15 protein-coding genes and 1 pseudogene are annotated in these 22,236 nt (G+C 62.0%); 3 read left to right on the forward strand and 13 right to left on the reverse strand.

The features are described from left to right. Positions 1–134: 134 nt before the first annotated feature. The 4 genes and pseudogenes from N3C12_00445 to N3C12_00460 all read right to left on the reverse strand — a co-directional run bounded on the left by N3C12_00445 (position 135) and on the right by N3C12_00460 (position 2,474). On the reverse strand, positions 135–719 hold the full coding sequence (locus N3C12_00445) for a DUF3387 domain-containing protein (protein ID MCX8070907.1): 585 nt from the start codon (positions 717–719) through the stop codon (positions 135–137). A 9-nt stretch (positions 720–728) separates the two neighbouring features. Further along, entirely contained in the window at positions 729–1,262 is a 534-nt protein-coding gene (locus tag N3C12_00450) for a DUF3387 domain-containing protein (protein MCX8070908.1), read from the reverse strand. After that, positions 1,255–1,956, reverse strand: coding sequence for a hypothetical protein (locus tag N3C12_00455; protein MCX8070909.1), 702 nt, complete (start codon positions 1,954–1,956; stop codon positions 1,255–1,257). Before N3C12_00455 ends, N3C12_00450 begins: the two co-directional genes overlap by 8 nt. 47 nt (positions 1,957–2,003) lie before the next feature. Next, a pseudogene (locus tag N3C12_00460) lies at positions 2,004–2,474 on the reverse strand (DEAD/DEAH box helicase family protein). Positions 2,475–2,905: 431 nt separating this feature from the next. Between N3C12_00460 and N3C12_00465 the strand changes: the two are divergent. Together N3C12_00465 and N3C12_00470 are read left to right on the forward strand one after the other, a co-directional pair. Beyond that, positions 2,906–5,029, forward strand: coding sequence for an ATP-dependent helicase (locus N3C12_00465; GenBank protein ID MCX8070910.1), 2,124 nt, complete (start codon positions 2,906–2,908; stop codon positions 5,027–5,029). A 353-nt stretch (positions 5,030–5,382) separates the two neighbouring features. After that, positions 5,383–6,294, forward strand: a complete 912-nt coding sequence (locus N3C12_00470; protein ID MCX8070911.1) for an alpha/beta hydrolase — start codon at positions 5,383–5,385, stop codon at positions 6,292–6,294. Between the two features lie 207 nt (positions 6,295–6,501). On the opposite strand, the gene N3C12_00475 is transcribed toward N3C12_00470, so the two are convergent. From N3C12_00475 to N3C12_00500, 6 genes are all read right to left on the reverse strand, one after another. Continuing rightward, complete coding sequence (locus N3C12_00475; GenBank protein MCX8070912.1) at positions 6,502–7,281, reverse strand: DUF151 domain-containing protein; 780 nt, start codon at positions 7,279–7,281, stop codon at positions 6,502–6,504. Positions 7,282–7,335: 54 nt separating this feature from the next. Beyond that, positions 7,336–9,987, reverse strand: a complete 2,652-nt coding sequence (locus tag N3C12_00480) for a 1-acyl-sn-glycerol-3-phosphate acyltransferase (GenBank protein MCX8070913.1) — start codon at positions 9,985–9,987, stop codon at positions 7,336–7,338. 138 nt (positions 9,988–10,125) lie between these two features. Then, on the reverse strand, positions 10,126–11,745 hold the full coding sequence (locus tag N3C12_00485; GenBank protein MCX8070914.1) for a long-chain fatty acid--CoA ligase: 1,620 nt from the start codon (positions 11,743–11,745) through the stop codon (positions 10,126–10,128). Next, positions 11,742–13,301, reverse strand: a complete 1,560-nt coding sequence (locus tag N3C12_00490) for a UDP-N-acetylmuramoyl-L-alanyl-D-glutamate--2,6-diaminopimelate ligase (protein ID MCX8070915.1) — start codon at positions 13,299–13,301, stop codon at positions 11,742–11,744. The genes N3C12_00485 and N3C12_00490 overlap by 4 nt, the downstream gene beginning before the upstream one ends. Before the next feature lie 10 nt (positions 13,302–13,311). After that, positions 13,312–14,745: a hypothetical protein gene (locus N3C12_00495; GenBank protein ID MCX8070916.1), complete on the reverse strand. Its 1,434-nt coding sequence runs from the start codon at positions 14,743–14,745 to the stop codon at positions 13,312–13,314. Positions 14,746–15,157: 412 nt separating this feature from the next. Next, a complete protein-coding gene (locus tag N3C12_00500; protein MCX8070917.1) occupies positions 15,158–17,869 on the reverse strand; it encodes a hypothetical protein in 2,712 nt (903 codons plus the stop codon). Positions 17,870–18,127: 258 nt separating this feature from the next. Between N3C12_00500 and N3C12_00505 the strand changes: the two genes are divergently transcribed. After that, entirely contained in the window at positions 18,128–19,903 is a 1,776-nt protein-coding gene (locus N3C12_00505; protein ID MCX8070918.1) for a DUF1302 domain-containing protein, read from the forward strand. Here the strand turns inward: N3C12_00505 and N3C12_00510 are convergent. Genes N3C12_00510 through N3C12_00520 form a run of 3 tightly spaced genes read right to left on the reverse strand, consistent with a single transcriptional unit; the run spans position 19,884 to position 22,236 of the window. Then, entirely contained in the window at positions 19,884–20,876 is a 993-nt protein-coding gene (locus N3C12_00510) for a GDP-mannose 4,6-dehydratase (GenBank protein ID MCX8070919.1), read from the reverse strand. The genes N3C12_00505 and N3C12_00510 overlap by 20 nt on opposite strands. Then, entirely contained in the window at positions 20,873–21,868 is a 996-nt protein-coding gene (gene gmd, locus N3C12_00515; protein MCX8070920.1) for a GDP-mannose 4,6-dehydratase, read from the reverse strand. Before gmd ends, N3C12_00510 begins: the two co-directional genes overlap by 4 nt. Then, positions 21,865–22,236 carry a cupin domain-containing protein gene (locus N3C12_00520; GenBank protein ID MCX8070921.1) on the reverse strand — a complete coding sequence of 124 codons (372 nt, stop codon included), beginning with the start codon at positions 22,234–22,236 and terminating at the stop codon, positions 21,865–21,867. Before N3C12_00520 ends, gmd begins: the two co-directional genes overlap by 4 nt.

Genomic DNA, 22,236 nt, shown 5'->3' on the forward strand with positions numbered 1-22,236 from the left:
CGACGAACATACCCGGCTGCAGTCCTCGCCCAGTGTCGGGGACCACCCATTCCTCCGCTTCGACGGCCTGAGGCTCGCTGAAGGCGCCGGCCGCTGCCTTGAGCGTGAGGAGCGGCACGCAGGTCCGGTACTTCTCATCCTCGCTCGGGGTGACTCGACGGAAAGGGGAGGACCTCCGCGGCGGCCGGCTGCGGGGCCGGCGCCGGTTGCTCAGCCCATTCCGCCCCGAAGAGCTCCGCCTGCTCCAGCACCGTTTGCGTCGCCTTCTCCCGCTTGTCTGGCGGGTAGCCGTACTTCCGCAGCACGCGCTTCACGAGGCGCCGCAGGTGGGCCTGCACGTTCTCGCGCTCGGTCCAGTCGATGGTGACGTTGCGGCGCACCGTCTCGACCAGCTCGCGGGCGATTCTCTTGAGGGTCGGCTCGCCGAGAACCTTGCCGGCGCTGTCGTTGGTCTCAAGCGCGTCGTAGAAGGCGAGCTCCTCTTCGGACAGCCCCAGCGCCTCGCCTTTCCGGTCCGCTTCTCGCATCGCCTTGGCGAGGGCTATCAGCTCTTCGATCACCTGGGCCGCCTCGACCGCACGGTTCTGGTAGCGGCGGATCGCCTGCTCGAGGAGCTCGGCGAAGGAGCGGGCCTGGACCAGGTTCTTCCGCCGCCGGGCCTTGACCTCGCCTTCGAAGAGCTTGTGCAGGAGCTCGACGGCCAGGTTCTTCTGAGGCACCCCCGGACTTCAGCCACGAACTCCTCGGAGAGGATCGAGATGTCGGGTTTCTTGAGGCCGGCCGCAGCGAAGAGGTCCACCACGCCCTCGGGGGCGATGGCGCGGGAGACGCGCCTGGCGGATGGCGTGGTCAAGGTCCTGCTCGGTCCGCTGTTCGGCCGGAGCGCGCTTAGTCAGCGCCGCCCGGACGGCCTGAAAGAAGGCCACATCGTCGCGGATGGCGAGCGCCTTTTCGTGGGGGACCGCAAGCGCAAAGGCCCGCGAGAGCTCCGAGACCGCCTGCAGCAGCCGGTCCTTGCCGTTCCCTTGGGCGAGGATGCGCTCCTGGGCGGCGGGGAGGAGCGCGAGCCGCCCCTCAGGTCGCCCGCCCTTCCACGCCCTCCAGTCAAAGCCGTAGAAGAGGTCGCAGCAGACTTCGTATTCCTCCAGCATCACCGCCACGGCCTCGTTCTGGTCGATGGCGGTCCGGCCCTTTCCGCCGCTTGCGGTGTAGGTCGCGAGCGCCTGCTTAAGCTCGTGGGCCAGCCCAAGGTAATCAACCACCAGCCCCGGGCTTGTCCCGGAAAACCCGGTTCACCCGGGCGATCGCCTGCATGAGCCCGTGGGCGCGCATGGGCTTGTCGAGGTACATCGTGTGCAGGGAGGGCGCATCGAACCCCGTGAGCCACATGTCACGGACGATGACCAGCTTGAAGGGGTCGCTCGGGTCGCGGAAGCGCTTGCCAAGAAACTCGCGGCGCTGCTTGTTGCGGATGTGCGGCTGCCAGTCGGGCGGGTCGAAGGCCGATCCGGTCATGACGACCTTGACCTCTCCGCGATCGTCGGCGTCGTCGTGCCATTCAGGGCGGAGACGCACGATCTCGTTGTAGAGCTCGATGCAGATGTGCCGGCTCATGCAGACGACCATGCCCTTGCCGTCCAAGGCCTCCAGCCGACGCTCGAAGTGGTCCACGATGTCCCGGGCCACGAGACGGATCCGCTCCTCCACTCCGACGACTGCCTCGAGCTGCGCCCACTTGGTCTTCAGCCCCTCCTTGCGTTCGACTTCCTCGCCTTCGGTAACCTCCTCGAACTCCTTGTCGATCTTTGGCTTGAGCTCCTCGGGAAGGGCAAGCTTCGCGAGCCGATTCTCGTAGTAGATCGGCACGGTGACCTTGTCTTCGACCGCCCGCTGGATGTCGTAGATGGATATGTAGTAACCGAACACCGAGCGGGTGTTGCGATCTTCGAGCTCCAAGGGGGTGCCGTGAACCCGTTGAAAGAGGCGTTAGGCAGCGCATCCCGCATGTGGCGGGCGAAGCCGTCGATGGAGTCGTACCGGCTGCGGTGCGCCTCGTCGGCGATGACCACGATGTTGCTCCGGGCCGAGAGCTCGGGGTAGCGGTCGCCCTTATCCTCGGGGAGGAACTTCTGGATGGTGGTGAAGATGACGCCGCCGGCCTGCCGCCCCTGGAGAAACTGGCGCAACTGGGCCCGGCTCTCAGCCCGGATCGGCTCCTGTCCCAGTCCCAGTAGTTCCCGGCAGAGGGAGAAAACGCCCAAGAGCTGGGCGTCCAGGTCATTGCGGTCGGTCAGCACCACGACAGCGGGGTTCTCCATCTGTGGGTGGCGGATGATGCGGCCGGCGTAGAAAACCATCGTAAGACTCTTGCCAGAACCCTGGGCGTGCCAGACCATGCCGATGCGGCGATCGCTAGGCGCGCCTCCGCACCCCCGCCCTACGTTAGCTCCGGCCGCTCGCAACGTCTGCTTCACACGATTTGTGATCCGCGCGAAGCCCGCCAGTGCTCGGCACTCTCTGCGCGGGGTTCGTTGGTCAAAACACTAAAAAAACCCACTCCAAACACGCACGCAACCTGCTCCCAAAAACCTTTCACCACAAAAAAAAGATCCCCGTGCAAGCGCCTTCTACCCTCAGACGGGCCGCAGAGAGTATTCTGAGCATGCTATCTCCCCGAGTCGTCGTGGCGGCGGTGAAATGCTTCCGGCCCTCACTCCCCAAGGACAGCGGGAGAAAGCTCGTTCGAGGTACAAATAAGCATCCGCCGCAGACACCGCGCAGTGGAACCAAGGAGTCTCACGAATCCCCCTGCTAGCTGTCTCGGTGCCTCCTTCACCTTAAGCAACCTCCCGAGGCTTCCCATGCGCCGAGGAATGTGTAAGCGAGCAACAAAAAGGAGGCACGTGTGTCATTGTCGGAAATCGAGCTTAATGCTGGGCAAAAGGACTTTTGTTCTTTTCCCGAGGGGACTATCCGACTCCTTGCGCCCGCAGGCTGCGGCAAGACGTACTCGCTGCTTTATCGCTGCAAAGCCCTCAGTGAGGCAGCCAAGAGCTCGCGCCTGCGCTTTCTCGTATTCACCTTCACCCGCGCGGCGCGCGATGAACTGCGCGATCGGCTAAACAAAACAACCACCTTTGCGTCGGTGGCGCCGTTCGTCACCATTACTACGCTCAACTCGTGGGGCTTCCGGATCATCAAACAGCGCGTCTCTCACCCGCGTCTCGTTACCAAGCGAAACGATCGTTTCTTTTGCATCAACAACGTGCTGCGTCGGGTGTGGAGCAATCACGCACGACTCAAGCTCCTGCTCGAAGACGGCCGCCGCATCGGCCAGGTCGCCACGGAGATCTGGGAGCTCATGCAGTTTCTCAAGTCGATGGGCTTGCGGCACGACCGTCTGCCCGAAGCCAAGCACTTCGCCGAGGAGTTGCGCGCACTCCAGTCGTGCCAACTCGGCAATCAAATCCGGGCGTTCTTCCGCCGCCTAGAGGATCTCGAATTAATTTCTTCCGACCCGCCATCGATCGAGGAGGCATACGAGCACTTCGTGGTCTTTTGGACGCAAGCGACGCACGAGCTCGGTCAAGCCGCACTGTTCTCGCTCGAGGACCAGAAGTACTGGGCGCGCATTTTCCTGGAAGACGACATCGCAGCCGGACGAAAGCCCACCGGCCAAGCGCGCTACGACCACATCCTGGTCGATGAGTTCCAAGACATCAATCCACTCGACCTTGCCCTTCTGCGCGCGCTTGCACAAATCCATGATGCTCCGCTCACGATTGTCGGCGATGACGACCAGGCAATTTACGAATGGCGTGGAGCCACGCCGGAATTCATTTTAAATCCGGAACGGCACCTTGGAGCCCAGTACACCACCTGCATTCTGGACCGGAACTACCGCTCCCCCCGCAACATCGTGGAAATGTCGTTGAAGCTCATCGCCCACAATCGGCGGCGGGTGCCGAAAAACGTGGTCCCCGTACGGCGCGAACACGCCGAAGTGCAGGTACTTCGCCACCCCTTAATTGCCGACGCAGTCGATGCGACGGTCGATCTCGTCAAGCAGTTACTGCGCCGGCCAGATCAACCTACGATTGCGCTCATCGGCCGCAAACGAAGCCAGATCATTCCCTACCAAATTGTCTTTGCGGGCGAAGAGATTCCCTTTTACGCTGCCGAAGATCTGCACGTGCTGCTCAGCGAAGCCTTTCAAGAGCTTCGCACCATTTTGGCCATCCGCGGTCGTCAGTCGATGGGTCCATACATGGACATCGATCCGATCAGCGACCTCCTGCGTTTGTGCGACAAGATCAAGCGTTATCCTCTCTCCAAGAAAGACCGCGAGGCGCTCCGCACCTACCTCTACAAGCAAAACGTGGCTGATTTGCGCGAAGCGGCTAAAGCGTTGGAACGATACCAAGGCCCATTAAAGGGCACTAACGAAGGCGGACGCATGAGCGCTGCCTTTGCTCAAGCAATCCTGCAACTTCTGGAGGCCAAGACGGTAGCGCAAGCCATTGGCACCATCAGCGATCACTTCGAAGGACTGCACAAGGATTATGGCAAATCGCTCGACGACATTTTTTACGCGGACCCGCCGTTCCTTTATCTGGCAGAATTCGCCGAACGCTATGGAACCGATTATGACCGTTTTTACCGCGATCTCGATCGCGCCATGAAGACGCTGGCGCGGGTGGTGCCCGACGAGGAATCGTTAACCGACGAGAACGAGGACGGCGTCGTACCCAAAGAGCGTCTCCATTTGATGACCGCCCTGCGCGCCAAGGGCAAAGAATTCGATGCGGTCATCGTGCTCGACGCCAATGCTGGTATCTGGCCCAGCCGCTTTGCCAAAGAGGAGAACGATCTCGAACAGGAACGCCGCTTATTTTACGTGGCGGTGACGCGTGCACGGAAGTTTCTCTACTTCGTGTTGAGCGACGCTTTCCTCGACGAGGTTCACCAACCAACCCCCTACTTGGCCGAAATGGGAATCGAGGTTCCCCCGGTCCAACGGTTGCTCTAGCGGTCCCCGGTACCGTGCTGCTCGACCGGCGCTTGCTCCTAGTACACGCATGACCCGTGTGGCCTGCGCGATGGAATGGCCGACAGCAGAAGGATTTGCTGACCCACGCAGCATTGATTACCACGGCACGCGTGGTCCCCGAGGACGCGCACATGCAGGAACGAACACATACCCGCCAGCGTAACAATCGGGAATGTACGGACTTGCTGCCCGGGCTGCTGTGACGGCAAACTACGAGCGCCGGGCAGTCGGCACTTTGTGTGCAGCCGCTCTGGTTGCACCGCTCTGTGGCCCAACAAGGCCATTGACGTAGCGCTGCGCTCAGTTCACAAACAGCTCGATTCGGTCGAGCGATGTCGCGCATCAGCGTTCAACGGGTGGAGTTCGTCGGGTTCCGTGGCGTACGCTTGCGCGGCGAATCCTGGGGTTCGCCGTCGGCAGCGCCGGTGTTGTTTCTTGCCGGAGGCGGGCAAACCCGGCACGCCTGGGGCGACACAGCCGCGCAGGTGGCTGCACGTGGCTGGCGCGCGATTACGCTCGATCTCCGCGGCCACGGGGAGAGCGACTGGGCGGAGGACGCGGATTACAGCATAGAAAGCTTCGTGCAGGATTTGCATGCAGTCGTGCAGTCGTTGGGTCAGTCGCCAGTGCTCGTTGGCGCGTCGCTGGGTGGCATCACCGGCTTGCTGTTAGCTGGTGAGCGCAATCCGCAAGCGTTCTCCGGGCTCGTGTTGGTGGACATCGCCCCGCGCATGGAGCCAGATGGCGTGCAGCGCATTGTCGATTTCATGCGCCGCCATCTGGATGGATTTGCCTCGCTCGAAGAGGCTGCGGATGCCGTCGCCTCTTACCTGCCGCACCGCCCACGGCCGAAAGACCTCTCGGGTCTGGAGAAGAATCTCCGCCGCGACCCCTCAGGGCGCTACCGCTGGCATTGGGATCCCGAGTTCGTCCTCGGACCAAAACGGCCGGATGCCTCGCGGCAACCAAAGCGACTGCTCGCTGCTGCTCGGCGCCTAACCATTCCTACGTTACTTGTGCGCGGGCGCATGAGCGATGTCATCAGTTACGACAGCGTACGGGAATTCTTGGAGGCTGTGCCTCACGCGCGGTATGTGGACGTCGAGCAGGCTGGCCATATGATCGCTGGCGACCGCAACGACGTGTTTTCCGCTGCCGTCATCGACTTCCTCGACAACGGCCTGCAACCTCCGCCGCGCTCAGGCAACACTTTCGGCACCGATACGGAGTCACCTCGAGGGTGAAAGCCGGTCGGCCACGACACACCGAGGCGGAACGGCATCAGTCCACCACCATCTGCAGCGCCGCCCAATATCAAAGCTGCAACCGCCGCGGGTTCAGTGCCCGCCCTATCCGCCCACCAAGGCAGCAATTGTGCAACAGGAAGCTAACGGGTGCGGAACAAGTCGGTCCGCCTTCACATCATGCCGCACGAGAGTGTCGGACGAGCATTAGGATCCGTGAATCGGCAGGGATAATTCGAGTTTTTCCCCTCCGCGGCGCACCACCAACCGCACCTGCGCGCGGCCCTTGGCGCGATCCATGGCGGCAGAAAATTCATCCACGTTGCGGATCGCGGCGCCATCGATGGCCACAATCTGGTCTCCACTTTTCAACCCTGTTTCTCTTTCCGCGGCGGTGACAATGACCCCAACGCCACTCTCCAAGCCAAAAAACTGGGCCAGTTCAGCGTCGAGGTTTTGGACCGTGATCCCGGCGCGGATGCGCAGCTGCGGCTCTCCGCGTTCTGGGACCCCGGCTTTGCCTTGTTCTTCCATGAGCGAACGGGCAACGTAGATCGGTTTCTCACAGCGGATGGCGAGAGCGATGGCATCACTCGGCCGGCTGTCCACCTTCACCGCGCCCCGCTTTCCAGTCATGTGGATTTCCGCGAAATACACCCCCTCTTTGAGCGAAGTCACGACCACTTTTTCCACTTCCGCGCCCGATTCCTGTAGCAGCCGTTGCAACAAATCGTGCGTAAGCGGGCGAGGCGGCGTCATACCCTCGAGCTTCATCGCAATCGCCTGCGCCTCGCTCGGGCCGATCCAAATCGGGAGTTGACGCGTGCCCCCCTTTTCCACCAGCACGACAACGGGCGACTGGCTGGAAACATCGAACGCCACACCTTTCACTTGCACGAGCACTTCTGCCGGTTGCTTCTCCTTACACCCCGCCACGAGGAGGAGGGCGCAAACCCACGGTGTCAGTAACGACCAACGCCGATTCATAGCGTCACAAGCGCATTCATCTTACTCGCCGCAAGCGTGCGAAGGCAACGCATTTTAAGAGCCAGCCGCAGCCCGCACCGGCGCTCCCACAGATTCCACCACGGCAAAGCGCAAATGTCGGGCAAGGCGCTCTTGCAGCGCCTCGAGTTCCGCAAAGCGCGCGCCGCGTTCCACCACCCGCTCCTTTCGGTCGCCCACCAACGTCACGTACCCCAGTTCGGCGTAACGTTGCACAGCGTTCTCGAAAGTGACGGAAGAATTGCCTTCAGGGCGTCGCACTTCCCCGAGCAACAACGCGGTGTCGTAGCGCTTGCGTGCTTGCGCGAGCACGGTCTTCAAGGGTTGCCCTGTCGGCGGCAGCAATGCCAGGGTGCGGGCCATCACCCAATACGCTTCGCAAAAGTTGTCCAGTAACCCTTGCGTGGTGTCGACAAACGGGTGGCTCGGGTCCATGCGTCCCTGCCCCTCCGGATCCCACGCGCCCTCTTCGCGGTAGTACGCCAACACTTCTGCCACTTCCGTCGGCACGGTTTGTTTTTCCGGCAGAGGGAACTCCCAGCGATAAAAATCCAGCCACCACGACACCTGCTGCTCGAGTTCTGCGCCGCGGAAGCCTTGCAACAAGGCGCGCGACACCAGCGCTGGCATGAGAAAGAAATGAATGATGTTGTTCTTATAAAAATCGAGGGTCATCCGTTTGTCGGCTGGCACATGGATGACCACTTCGTCGCCGCGCAGGCGGCGGATCAAACCACCATTTTCCAAGAACCCCAGGTTCTCGAGAAAGTCGTTGGCATTGCGCTCGAGGGACGCGGTGAGGGTGACCTTGCGATGGCGGAGAAACTTCACCAACGCTTGGGCTCGTTGCAGAAACTCCTGATACCGCCAGGCAGCTTCGGCGCGGCTGAGGAGCACCGTGGCGCTCACCGCCGTTGCCCCGGCAACCGCAACTTCGTTCACTGCGCGCAAAATCCGAAAGCCAAGTTTCTGGATGAAGCGGCGCTTCTCTTCTTCTACTTGCGGGTCGCCCGCATGCTCGCGGAAGCGCTCCAAACGGTCGCCGAGGGCCTCGCGCAGGGAAATCGGATCAGCAAAGGTGACGTACACTGTGCCCCGGTTCTGCCGCAGCACCGTGCGCGCCCGAATCAGCGCCCACAACGATTCCTTTTCCTTCTCGGCGCCGAATAGCTCGCGCTTGTACGATTCCTCTTCCACCACGCGGCCATACTGGATGGAGACTGGCACGAGGTACAAATCGCGCCGTACGCCGGAGATAAAGGCATTCACGATGGCCGAGAGCATGCCGAGCTTCGGCGTGAGGATTTTGCCCGTCCGGCTGCGCCCGCCCTCGATGAAGAACTCCTGCGTATATCCCTCGCGAATCAGGAACTTCAGGTAACTGCGAAATACCGCCTTGTAGAGCGGATCATTGTCGAAACTCCGGCGGATGAAGTACGCACCGGCGCCGCGAAACAGGGGCCCCAACGGCCAGAAGGACAAATTGATTCCAGCAGCAATGTGCGGGGGGCTCATGTAGTTGATGTGGAACAAATACGAGAGAATCAGGTAATCGAAGTGGCTACGGTGGCAGGGGACAAGAACGACCGGATGCTGTTTGACGCACTCGATCACCTTATCGAGACCGCGGTAATCAACGCCCTGGAAGATCCGCGGCCAGATGCGGTTAAAAGCGAACTCCAGGATGGCGAAAAACGCGCCCTGGTAGTTGGCAGCCATCTCGTCGAAGTACTTCTCTGCCGTGCGCCACAACTTGGATTCTGGCTGGCCGGTCTGCTGAGCCAGTGCGCGCACCGTCGACCTAACCTCGTCCTCCCCCAACACAATTTGCCGTACGACTCGCTTCGGCAACAGCGTCGGCCCCCAGACCAATTTTTCTTCCCGGTACAAGAAAATCTGCAGTGCACGCGCTACTCGACGAACGACGCGCTCTTCTCCCTCCGCACGATATTGCGCCAGCATTTCCTGCACGGAGACATGCCTGCCCACAGTGATGCTGGTTTCCTTGGCGTTCCACCACAAGGACAACAGCCGCTTGAGCTCGCCTGGGGCCTCTTGCACGCTGTACACCAGCGTCGCCAAGCGGGATTCTTTACGGCGAAAGCCGCGGCCGCGCAGCACCGCCAAGGGCACGAGAAACACTTCCTGCCCGTGCGTTGCCGCGGTGTGCACGATCTCCCGCAAATAATCCGTGCCGCTGCGCGCCTGACGAATTGCGGCGCGCCGGCTTTGACGGAGCGGCAGCCCGCGTACGTGGCCGCGCATGAAAATCAGCGCGGGCTGCCGGTTGCGCACCACTTGTTGAAGCCGGCTGAGATCCTCCAAGTGGCGCGTGCCGCGGGTGTGCCAGCGCCCACTGCGGAGTCGCTCCCAAAGCGTGCGGAAAATTTCGCCCACCGGACGGAGGAGCAAACTCGGAATGTCCGACACGAACGCTGGCAACGGTAAGCCCTCGCGCAACAACACGAACGCAACCAGCATGTAATCGACCAGCGAGCGGTAGCGCATCACGTACACCACCGTGCCCTGTTGGCTGAGATTGCGGATGTGTGCCACCGCTCCCGGGTCCAAACGAATATGGGCCAAAAACCGCTCGCAAAACCAGCGTGGCAACCAGCCCAGGCGTTCCATCGGCCCGGGCTCGCTCCACCAATCGTTGCCTGCACGGGCTGCGAGTTCTTCGTTCATGGCTCGTTCCTCTCAGGCAACCTTAGAGCGAGTCGCCACCTTCGCCAACACACCACCTCAGCCTCGGACGGCGAGTAGACACAATTTCGATCGAGGCCGCTCTCGCGTTTCTAGCCGAACACGTAGCCGCCTTTCTTCTCACTTGCTCGGCCAGCGATAGTCGCGAAAGCGCTCGCGCAATTCGCGCTTGGCAATTTTTCCCACGCTAGTTTTCGGCAACGCATCCAGAAACACGACGTCGTCGGGCAGCCACCACTTCGCAACCCGCGGCTCCAAAAACGCCAGGAGTTCTTCCTTCGTAAGAGTCTCTCCCGGCTTGACGACCACACAGGCAAGCGGTCGCTCCTGCCAGCGCTCGTGTGGCAAGCCAATCACGGCGGCCTCGGCGACTTTCGGATGAGCCATGATGGTGTTTTCCAGTTCGACGCTCGAAATCCACTCACCGCCGCTCTTGATCACGTCCTTGGCGCGGTCGGTAATTTGCAGGTATCCGTACTCGTCGATCGTACCGATGTCACCAGTTTTGAACCAGCCGCGGTCGAACGACGCAGCCGATCGCTCGTCCTTGTAGTACGATCCGACGATCCACGGTCCCCGTACCTGCAGCTCACCCACACTTTTTCCGTCCCACGGCTGTTCGCTGCCGTCTTCGGCAACGATGCGCATGTCCACAAACGGCAGCGCGCGCCCTTGCTTGGCCCGCACTTTGAGTTTGCGCTCTGCAGGCCAGTCGGACATGACCGACAGCGGGTGTGACACGGAAGCCAACGGCGAGGTTTCCGTCATTCCCCATGCTTGCACCACGGTGATGCCTAACGCATCGAAGCGCGCCAACAAGCTCTCTGGCACTGCGGAACCTCCGCAAGGGATACAGCGCAAACTGGAGAGGTCGTACGGGTGCTTCTCGACCGCGGCCAAAATGCCGAGCAACACTGTCGGCACCCCGGCAGTTACAGTCACGCGATGCGTTTCAATGAGCTGGCAAATGTCCTCCGGCGTCGGTTGCACACCAGGATATACCTGGGTCGCTCCGATCATCGTGGCCCCATAAGGCAAGCCCCAGGCGTTCGCGTGGAACATGGGCACCACGGGCATCACCACGTCCGACTCGCGAAGACCGAAGGCATCCGCCAGGCACTGGCCGAACGTATGGAGCACAAGGGCACGGTGCGAGTAGAGAACACCTTTCGGGTTACCGGTGGTACCCGACGTGTAGCACATTGCCGCGGCTGTTTGTTCGTCCAAGCGCGGAAACGGGTCGCTCGTCGGTGCGTGCCGGAGCAAGTCTTCATAACCATAAATCGGAGACAAGCTGGTTTGCGGCGGAGGCCCATCGTCCATCACCACATAGGCTCGCACCGAACGCAACTCCGGTGCGAGCTTCTCGAGCTGAGGCACCAAGGACCGATCGACAAAAATCACGGCATCTTCAGCGTGGTTGACGATGTAAGCAATTTGCTCCGGGAACAGGCGAATATTCAGCGTATGCAACACGCGTCCACTCGCGGGCACGCCAAAATACAGCTCCAGGTGCCGGAATGTGTTCCAGGCGAACGTGCCGACTCGTTCACCGGGCCGGATTCCAAGCGTTTTCAGCACGTGCCCTAATTGGCAGGCGCGCCGGTACAGATCCGCGTACGTGTACTCGGCAACCCCGTACTGGGTGCGCGACAAGATTCGCTTCTCCCAAAACAGCCGGGCAGCACGGCGCACCAGATGGGTCAGCAGCAGGGGTTCGTCCATCATCAGGCCGTTCATCGTTCATCCTCCCTTGCACCTTGTGCAGAAGAACTGCGCGCCCGCCAAGCCCCTTGCAAGGCGCCCCGTGCGCGCAGTGCCTCGCGGGCCACAGCGCAATCGTCGAACGGAAGCTTCTGCCCGCCAAAAATCTGGTAGGTTTCGTGCCCTTTTCCCGCGATCATCACAAGATCGCCGGGCTTCGCTTCCCTGATCGCGCTTGTGATGGCGCGCCGCCGGTCAACGTCAACGCGCAGTTTACTGGCGTACTCTCGCGGCACCCCCGCAACGATCTCCGAAATGATTGCTTCGGGATCTTCGTCGCGCGGATTGTCCGACGTTACCACCACCACATCGCTCAGCCGCGCGGCTACCTCGCCCATCAGCGGGCGTTTGCCGCGATCGCGGTTACCGCCGCAACCGAACACGGTGATGATCCGCCCTCGTGCAAGGCTGCGCGCCCCCGTCAGTAATCGCTCCAAGGCGTCGGGCTTGTGGGCGTAGTCGACGATGACCAAAAACTCCCCTCCCGGGTTCACTACTTCGAAGCGGCCTGGAACCTGCGGCACCGCAGCGAGTCCCGCAACCACAGTGTCCCGTGGCAACCCAAGCGCGATGCCGACCGCAAGCGCTGCCACTGCGTTGGCCACTTGGAACGCACCGGGAACCGGCAAACGCACTTCGCACGGGCCGAGTGGCGTCATCGCAGAAAACCACGTGTCCGTGGGAGAGATGCGTGTTTCCACCACGCGCACGTCCGCGCGGTCCCCCTGGCCATAAGTCAACAGCCGGCCGCGGTTGACTTCTATCATGTACGGAGCCGCGGCATCGTCGATGTTGATCACCGCGATCCCGTCTTTGCCGCCGCTCGCTAGCTCCTCGAACAAGCGTCCCTTGGCGCGGCGGTAATGGTGCATGTCGGGGTGAAAGTTCAGGTGGTCGCGTCCGAGGTTGGTAAACACCCCAACGTCAAACGCTACCTCCGCCACGCGCCGCAGCTCCAGCGCATGTGAGGACACCTCCATCACGACCGCACGACAGCCAGCGTCGACGGCTCGCCGCAGCAAGGCTTGCAGCTCATGAGCTTCCGGCGTTGTCTGCCGTGCTGGATACACCTCGCCGCCGATACGATGCTCCACAGTGCCGAAGCGGGCAGTGGGCCAACCCGCGTTACGCAACACCGCATCCACGAAGTACACTGTCGAGGTTTTCCCGGAGGTGCCCGTGACGCCGACGACCACGAGGTCGCGAGATGGCTGGCGGTAGAACCGGCTCGCGATCTGTGCATGCGCCAGCCACACGTCGGGCACGCGCACAACCGTGACTCCCTCCGAGACAGTCACGGGCCGCTCCACCACCAACGCCGCGGCTCCCCGCGCAACCGCCTCGGGGATGAAATCGTGGCGATCGGCCCGGGTTTCACCGCCCTCGGTGCGGTAGCCAGTCAGGCACACGAAGAGACTACCTGGCTCTACCTCCCGCGAGTCGGCAACGATGGAGGACACCTGAACGTCCCAGCGACCTTGCAATAACTCGTGAGGCGTTCCTTTCAGGAGAGATTGCAGCGAATGCGACACCGAGCCGCGTCTATAGCACGCGCACAATCATCGAGCGCGACGGCCCAACATTCCCGTCCACATCGCGCAGCCGAACGGTAATCAACGTCTCGCCCGTCGGGAACGCGATGGCAGCGTCCACCATCGCGCAGAATTGCACTTGGCTCTCCTGGCTCGCAAAGCCGTAGTCCCCGCTCGCAAGCAGCATGCACTGCTCGCCTTCGTAACGGCCGAACGGCTGATCCTGCCCATCGCGGAAGCGGCACGCAAAGTCGTTGACGCGCGCAATGTTGTCTACGCTCAGCTCAAAGTTCACCGGATTCGTTGCGGGCACGCCGCCACCAGCGACCGGCGTGGCCCCGGGGCGCGCCTCGGCACGATCGCACACTTCTGGACTGCCGTTACCCAAGTCGCGCGAGGTCCAAATTTGCAAGTCGGGAAAGGTCACCAAATCAGGTTGGAACGTGCGCGGGCTGACGGGCTTTCCGCTCGTGCCGGGCTTCCCTTCGATCACCAGGCCAAAACCGAAGCCACCCCGCCTAGTGTAGACAGGGGTGCCGTCGTCGGTCACGTCCGTAGGCTCCACTAGCGTACCGTCCGCCCGGGTGATTCCCAGGAAGGTTACCACCGGCCCCTGCGCCGACACCGGCGGAAGCGTGGGCGTGGCCGTGGGGCTTGGAGGAGCAGTGGCTGGGGGCTGCACGCGCACAACGATCCGCGCAGTGGGTCCCACGTTCCCCAAAATGTCGCGCAGGCGAACGCTGAGCACGGTATCTCCGACGGGGAAGCTCATCAGACGCGAAACTTGCGCGCAATACTGCACAGTGCTGGCCGGGTTCACGAAGCCGAAGTCGCCCGAGGGAAATAACGTGCAAGCGTCTGCCGGGCCGACGCCCGAGGGCTTTCCTTCGCCATCGCGGAAGCGGCAAGCAAAATCGTTAATGGCCGCGGTGATCTCCGGGGTGGCTGAGAAATCTGCCGGCTCCACCGCTGGCACACCGCCTCCCGGTGGCGACACATCGCACACCGCTAAGCTCCCATCGCCGAGCGCGCGGGAGGCTACGATTTGCAAGTCCGGCAAGCTCGCGAGATCCTCCTGAAAGGTGGACAGACCTACCGGCGCGCCACTCACCCCAGGAGCGCCTTCCACGACAATGTAAAAGCCAGCGCCGGCTGGGCGCACGTAAATCGGAACACCCTCCTCGTTGGTACCGCTCGGTTCGAGGACGACACCATCCGCCCGTGCCAGGGCGAAATAAGAGACACGCGGACCAATTGTTGGTGCGGGTGTGGCGGTGGCAGTAGGACTGGGCGACAGGGTCGGCGTGGTCAGCACAGGCGCCGTCCAAGTCGGCGACGGAACCAAGTTCCCGAGTTCATCGTCATCACCGCTGCAGCCCGCCAAAGCGCTCAAAACAGCAACCACCCACCCGACAACCCACCACCGCGCCCCAAGCCTCGTCATCTCTCCGCCCTCCCGTCTCGCCGGCCTTTGTTCACGATGCCGTCGTTTCCTACCGCGAATGGCTTAAAAGTACAACGCTCGCAGCGCGGTCTGAAAGCCGCTGGATTCCGGCCGAGGGACTTCAGCGGTCAGCACCGCGACGGGCGCACGGCGCTACTTTCTCCGTCCTATGACCGGGCACGTCGAGACACTCCCGATCCAAGAAGCCCATCGGCCATAAGTGTGGATCGTCGCTGCAGCCCCTCCAACGTCCCTCGCTGCCTGCCGGTGAGCGCCTGGATCCCCAGATCGAGGGCAGCGAGGTCGGCGCGCGCTGCGGCTCTTTGATCGTTCCATCGTGGCGCCACCACAAGACCTCGGAACTCCCCCGCCCGGCCCCTCGGCACCCGGGCAGGGTGCGTCCTTCGCTTTGTCACCCGGTCACGCGCACAATCAGTTGGGCAACGGAACTCGTCGCACCATTGGTGTCTCTGACGCGTACGCTCATCAACGTGTCCCCCGGGGGGAACTCCCAGGCACGATCGACGAAGGCACAGAACTGAACCGTACTCTCAGCTCGCACAAAACCAAAGGCGCCCGTCCCGAAGAGAACACAGGCATCTGCCAAGCCTCGGCCTCGTGGTTCATCGGCACCGTCGCGAAATCGGCACGACAAGTCATTTACGGCCGCAACGTCATCGAAGCGCGGTGGGTCAGTTGCCGGAACTCCGCCGGCTGTCGGGGGCCGGTAATCGCACACGTCCTCGCTGCCATTGCCGAGTGCACGGCTGGCCACCACCTGCAGATCGGGCAGCCCCGAAAGGTCTGCCTGGAAGGTCGAGAGTCCTACGGCCGCCCCAGAGGGCCCAGGTTTTGCCTCGACGACCAGCAGAAATCCTGCACCCAACGGGCGGCTGTAAATCGGCACTCCGCCGGCGCTAACGTTGTCCGGTTGCAGCAACGATCCATCGGCGCGGGCGACGCCAAAGAAGGTTACGGTCGGCCCGGGACTCTCCGTTGGGGTTGAGCTCGGCGTGCGCGAGGGCGTACGCGTGGGCGAGGCCGGCACCGTTGTTCGCGTGGGCTTCGGGCTGTTGCCACCGGTGCCAGAGGTTGGTGAAGGAGAGCCAACCGTCGCCGGAAGCGTCGCCGTTCGCGTAGGCGTTCGCGATCGCGTGGCCGTTGCGGTTGGAGAGGGAGTCGCCGTCGGTGAGCCACCGCTGCCCACGCGCACGACAATTTGCGCCGTCGGGCCCGGCACACCGCTTCCAGGAGGCGCATCGGCGGCTGCTTGATCGAGCACGCGTACGGTCAACACCGTGTCCCCGGGAGGGAACTCCAAGATGCGTGTCACCGGCGCACAAAATTGGACAGACGTATCTACGCCGACAAACCGAAAATCCAACTCTGGAGGTACACGCGTGCAAGCTTCTTGGCTGCCACGCCCACGCGGGGTCCCCGCGCCATCGACAAAGCGGCAGCCAAAATCGTTCATGATACGGATGTTGGTCTCCGTAGGCAGGTAGCTCGGGGGGTCCAGCGCAGGAACGCCGCCGGCGGATGGCCCGCTATTGTCGCACGCGGCATCGCTGCCATCTCCGAGCGGGCGCGACGCCACGATCTGCAAATCAGGCATCGCGACAAGGCTCGGCACAAATGTGTCGCTGCCCACTTCATTGCCACTCGGCCCGCGGGCCGCTTCCACTACGATGTTGAAACCGAACCCTTGCGGGCGCACGAAAATTGGCACTCCTTGCGGAGTCGTGCCCACAGGGTCGAGGAGCGTATCATCGGAACGCGTAAGCCCGAAATAGCGGATCACCGGCCCGGGCGGAGCAGTTGGCGAGTGCGTTGCCGTGCGCGTGGGCGTCGCCGTCGCCGAGCGCGTCGGAGTTGCCACGGGGGTTGCACTGCGAGTCCGCGTGCGGCTCGGCGTCGATGTAGGTGTCAACGGGCGCGCCGTGGTTGCTACCGGCAACGTGGCTGTGGGCGTGCGGGTCGGGACGGTTGTGGCGAGACTCGCCGTTGCCGCTGCTGTGGCGGTGAGCAAGGACACGCTGCCGGTCGGCGAGGCAGTGACCGTGGCACTCCCGACGCCCATTGTACGCGTGGCCGTCGCTGTGGGGATCACGATGCTGTGCGTAGGCGTCGGTGAGGGGGGCAATGTATGCGTTCTCGTGGGCGTGGCAGGCGGGGTGCCAGTCGCAGTGGGCGACGGAGGCCACGTTGCGGTTGGAGTCCGCGTGCGGGAGGGGCTCACCCGCACCAATGTTGCGGAGGGGCTCGGTGTGGCGGTCGGGGTTGGCTCGGACGGACCGGGCCCGACCCGCAGGCGGATTTGTGTTAGCGGTCCTAAGTTCCCTGCTCGATCGCGTACTGCCACTGTGACCAGCGTTTCGCCGTCGGAAAAAATCAACTGTCGCGTCACCTGCAGACAAAACTGAACTTGGGTCGCGTCGTTCACAAATGTAGCGCGGCCAAAGCGATCGCTCGTGCACGCAAATGCCGGAGCCGTCGCGACAGCGAAGTTGCAGGATAAGTCGTTCATCGCATCGGTGATGCGCCGGAGGGGTCGCAAGTCTGGCGGGTGAACGGCCGGGACTCCTCCATCGCACACTGCCGGACTGCCATCGCCTAGCGGCCGACTCACCAGGATCCACAAATCGGGGCGAACCGTCGGATCCCGCGGGTCGCTCGCGAAAATCGTCTGCCCTACAGAAACACCGGCGGCACCCGGGCGCGCCTCGATCACCAGCTTAAAGCCTTGCCCCGCGGGGCGAGCGTAAACCGGCACACCGGCAATGGTTGCAGTACGACTGAGCGGCGAACCGTCGGCTGCAGCCAGGCCAAGGTAGGTAACCTCCGGTCCGAGCGCGGGCGGCGCTGCCACCAGCCCAGCGAGTGCAGGGAAATCCGCCGCCGATAGGACTAAGTCGAAGTTTTGGTCAGCAAAGCCGCAAGCGGAGGCCCCACCAGCAAACAACCGTTGCGCGGCAGCCAGCAAGTCCTGCCGGTCGACGCTGCCATCGCAATTCACATCGCCCGGCAGTTGCGCCCAGACGGAGGAGTCAGCCGCCAAGGCACCGACCAGGAGAAGGGCAACCAATATTCGCAAGCCCCATTGCCGCCACCCCTGCTCCGACATTGCCGCCTTCATTCGCTCCTTCGAACAAGGGCGCACGTTACCCTACGGTGTTGGGGGACACAACGCGCCTTATGCGCGGCGACTCACCTGCGCGGCCTCGCCCGAGAGCGAGCCAACTTGCCGACCGTTGTCCTCACTCGCCCAGCACAGGATGCGTTTCCGCTTGACTCGACAGCCGGGACGGAAGTACAAGACGAACAATTGTTCGGGGAGATCGGGAGGCCCCGGCGAGAGCAGATACCCGCTGAGGGGGATGCGATGAGGTGGACAAAACAGTGCGGTCGAGGTTTGGTGTGGGTTCTTAGCGTGGTCGTGGCGGCGCCGTGCTTCGGGATGCCGATCGACGAAGCGCAAAACTTTCAGTTGCGGCTGCGGGCATACAGCCGGTTCTCCATCAGGGTTCAAGATTCCGACTCGCCGCCCGGTGGCGACACCGTGCCGGTAACGAAAATGGGCCAAATGGTGGAGCACCGCAATTTCTACAACCCTGAGTTCGAGGGCAAGCTTACGCCGTACTGGCCGAGCTGGCTCGCCGCATTTAAGCCGGACGATTTGAGTTTCCGAGTTGCTGCTTGGGGTTTTTACGATGGGATATATGACTACGGCCCAAAGCAATTTCGCGACGCGGCACGCCGCGTGAACGCGGGCTGGCCGCGGCCACTTCGGCTCGGCGCTTTTTACCTCGAGGGACCGGACTTCGTCGACCAACCCACCGGCACGGTAGAAAGCTACTTCCCGCACGTGGAGGTCCAAAATCCGCGCGACATTTACGCCACCCGACGGCGGATTAACGAGCTGTACCTGAACTTCAGCAAAGGGCCATTGTTTGTTCGCATTGGCCGCCAAGCAATTTCCTGGGGCGAGGCGGACACGGTTGCGCTACTCGATCAAAACAACCCCTTCGACGTCACCCTTGGAGCACCGGGAATTTTTCAAGAGATCGACGAGGCGCGCATTCCCCTGTGGACAATTCGGACTAGCCTGAGCTTATTCGAAACCCTCGGGCCACTCTCCAGCGGCTTTGCGGAAGCCTACTGGGTTCCGGGCGACCTCGACGTGAACACGGGCATTTTGCCGCTTCTTGGCGTCAGCCCGTACTCGCCAGGTGGAAAGGACCCACAGCAACTCCTGCGCGATCAACTTGGGCCACTGTATGAAGGCGCTCGCGTGCAGTTTGTGCTGCAAGACCTCATCCCGCGCAAGCGGTTCGAAAACAGCCGTTACGGCTTTCGCGTACAAACTGTGATTAACCGCTTCTTCACAGTCAGCGGCTGGGTGTACACCACGTTTCCACAACAACCTGTTCCCCTCGGCCGCGGGCTAAGGCGCACGCCTGAGGGAACATCGCTGTTCATCACCCAGACAGTTCACAATGAGCGCTTCATGGCCTTTGGTCTCGCTAATACGTTCTTCGTCGAGCCGATCGACAGTATCATTCGGATGCAGGTCGTCTATTTCGACAACGAGCCTGGGTTCATTCCCGAGATCAACCTGGGGATCACCAAGGATACTCCGAACAACCCCTTGAGTGTGCTCACGGCGTGCTACCGAGCGGCGGAGCGGAAACAACTGTGCACGATCCCCACTGCGGACGTCATCCGTTGGGAACTTGGGATCGACCGTTTCTTCTTCGCCCGCTTCCTCAACCCCAGCAACAGCTTCACTTGGATCACAGCATTTGTAGGTTCCTGGAACCTCGACGAAACGAATGCGAAGGACTTCCGCCTAGCAGGTCAGCGCAAGCCAGGTCGCGCGGCCTTGTCGCCCGACGACTACGTGCAACAAAAGGCGGTGGAAGCGTTTGTGCAAACTCACCTGGAGACGAACTATGCACACGGCCGCGTTACGCCCGGAATAACTTTAATCGGCAATGTGCGTGGGACCTACGTAGTCAACCCCGTGATTACCTACCGGATGTTCGACTGGTTACTGTTCGACCTGAATTACATCCACATCGGCGGCGAGTATCAGCAAGTGGGCTTCTTCCGCGATCGCGATCAAGTGTCGGCACGAGTCACGTACCAGTTGAACTGACACCGAAGCGTCGCCAGCAGTCGCTGAGTAAGTCGACCAGCGTTTGCCTCCACGAATACTGCGGCAACCAACCGGTTGCCGCAGTAATTTTGTCGTGGCAGCCCACCAGACGGGGGATGTCCACACGGCGGCACCGACTCAACTCGGATACGATCGCACCGGTGTTCCCGGCGATTTCCAGCAACGTTTCCGCTACCTCGCGAATGCTACGGCCGGTTGCGGAGCACACGTTATACGCTTCTGCCACCTGTCCATGAAACGCGAGCTCGAGCAGTGCCCTGGCTGTATCGCGCACGTCGGTAAAGTCTCGGATGACTTCCAGGTTCCCCGCGCGGATCACGATGGGCCGACCTTGATGCTTTGCCAACGCAATTTGCTGGGCAAAATCGGCACACACGAAACGGGTCGATTGGCCTGGTCCGGTACAAGGGAACAAGCGAGCCCGCACAATCGGCACATCGCGGCTGCGGGCCATCGCTGCAGCGAGCCAATCCGCAGCGGCCTTGCTGACCCCGTAAACGGTGAAGGGTTGTAACGGGGCCGCCTCTGTGAGCAGCGGTGCGCCGGCGGCACTCGCGCCGTAAGCCTCAGCGGATCCCGTCCACACGACCTTCTCTACACATGCCACTGCACGCACGGCGGCAAACACGTGGAGTGCGCCGACGAGATTCACTGCGAAGGCAAGGTCCGCTTCTCGCTCTGCCTGCGCCACGCTACTTTGGGCCGCCAACAACACGACGAAGCGCGGTCGCCATTGCCGCAACACTTCGCGAACAGCTTCTTCGTCCCGGATGTCGAGCCGTACGCGGATCACCCCTCGGCCGCCCCTTGGCTGCCCGCATTCGATATCCCCCCAGTTCCGACTCGTGGCAACGGTTTCGATTCCCCGCGCAATGCACAGTTGTGCTAGGTGACGGCCGATAAATCCGCTACCGCCGATAATGAGGAGCCGATCCGCAGGCCCGCCACTCACCGCATCGACCCACGATGCTGGCCCAACTCGCGAGCAACGGCGTCCAGGTCTGCCTCCACCATCAGTTTGACCAGCTCTGGGAAGCGCACCGTCGGCTGCCAACCAAGCTTTCGCCTGGCTTTGCTTGCATCGCCAATCAACTGGTCGACCTCCGCGGGGCGAAACAAGGTCGGATCGACCCGCACAAACTCGCGCCAATCCAACCCAACGTGGGCAAAGGCCAGCCGGGCAAAGTCCTCAACGCTGTGCGCCTCGCCCGTGGCGATCACATAATCCCCCGGTTGCTTCTGCTGCAACATCAACCACATGGCTTGCACATAATCCTTCGCATAACCCCAATCACGACGGGCACGAAGGTTCCCCAGGCGCAATTCTCGAGCCACGCCAAGCTTGATCCGCGCCACCGCATCGGTGATTTTGCGCGACACAAATTCCTTTCCACGTCGCGGCGACTCGTGATTGAACAGAATTCCACAGCAAGCGAATAGTCCGTAGCTCTCGCGATAGTTGACTGTGATGTAATGGCCGTAAGTTTTCGCCACCCCGTAGGGGCTGCGGGGGTAAAACGGGGTGTCTTCGTTTTGCGGCACCTCGCGCACTTTGCCGAACATCTCGCTTGACGAGGCCTGATAAAACCGGATCCCCGGGTCCACCCAACGAATCGCCTCGAGCAAACGAGCCACCCCGACGGCGTTGAACTCAGCCGTCAGCATGGGTTGCTCCCACGACAGGGGCACGTACGACTGGGCTGCAAGGTTGTAAACCTCATGGGGGCGAGCGCGTTTGAGCATGGCAACCAACGATTGCTGATCCAGCAAATCGGCGTGGATGAGCTCGACCTCATGCAGCAGGTGTTGGATGCGATGCAAATTCTCGCCGCTGCTGCGCCGCACAGCGCCAAAGACTCGGTACCCCTGCTCGAGCAACAGTTCGGCGAGATACGAGCCGTCCTGCCCGCTAATGCCGGTAATTAACGCACGGCGCTCGCTCATTGCTGTTCGCGACCGTAGCGGTCCTCCAGCCGGACAACATCATCCAGTTGCGGCGTCGAGGCTTCCAACACCTCACACGTCTCCACCGCCATCAAGCGGTGGCACATGCCCGGCCGAATCCGCACACTTTGCCCCGCCTGCAAACGCACGCGCTGTCGCGGTCCGTTTTCCTCCTCCGCCCACTCCAAATCGAGCACCCCAGTAAGGAGGTAAATGGTTTCGTCCTTAACGCGATGAAACTGGTAGCTCAGTGCCTCACCGGCCTCGATGTGCAGAATCTTGCCCACATAATGCTCGCACTCTGCCCAAACGAACTCCCACCCCCAGGGCTTGGGAATTTTCCTGCCACGGAAGATCGGGGAATCCAT

It is taken from the genome of Candidatus Binatia bacterium (assembly GCA_026415395.1).
In the GTDB taxonomy this organism is placed as follows: domain Bacteria; phylum Desulfobacterota; class Binatia; order HRBIN30; family HRBIN30; genus HRBIN30.

What these genes read in the sequence shown, in the direction of transcription:
- N3C12_00470 (MCX8070911.1), top strand. Translation starts at nt 5,383, where the DNA reads ATGTCGCGCATCAGCGTTCAACGGGTGGAGTTCGTCGGGTTCCGTGGC.
- N3C12_00475 (MCX8070912.1), bottom strand. Translation starts at nt 7,281, where the DNA reads ATGAATCGGCGTTGGTCGTTACTGACACCGTGGGTTTGCGCCCTCCTC.
- N3C12_00480 (MCX8070913.1), bottom strand. Translation starts at nt 9,987, where the DNA reads ATGAACGAAGAACTCGCAGCCCGTGCAGGCAACGATTGGTGGAGCGAG.
- N3C12_00485 (MCX8070914.1), bottom strand. Translation starts at nt 11,745, where the DNA reads ATGAACGGCCTGATGATGGACGAACCCCTGCTGCTGACCCATCTGGTG.
- N3C12_00495 (MCX8070916.1), bottom strand. Translation starts at nt 14,745, where the DNA reads ATGACGAGGCTTGGGGCGCGGTGGTGGGTTGTCGGGTGGGTGGTTGCT.
- N3C12_00500 (MCX8070917.1), bottom strand. Translation starts at nt 17,869, where the DNA reads ATGTCGGAGCAGGGGTGGCGGCAATGGGGCTTGCGAATATTGGTTGCC.
- N3C12_00505 (MCX8070918.1), top strand. Translation starts at nt 18,128, where the DNA reads ATGAGGTGGACAAAACAGTGCGGTCGAGGTTTGGTGTGGGTTCTTAGC.
- gmd (MCX8070920.1), bottom strand. Translation starts at nt 21,868, where the DNA reads ATGAGCGAGCGCCGTGCGTTAATTACCGGCATTAGCGGGCAGGACGGC.
- N3C12_00520 (MCX8070921.1), bottom strand. Translation starts at nt 22,236, where the DNA reads ATGGATTCCCCGATCTTCCGTGGCAGGAAAATTCCCAAGCCCTGGGGG.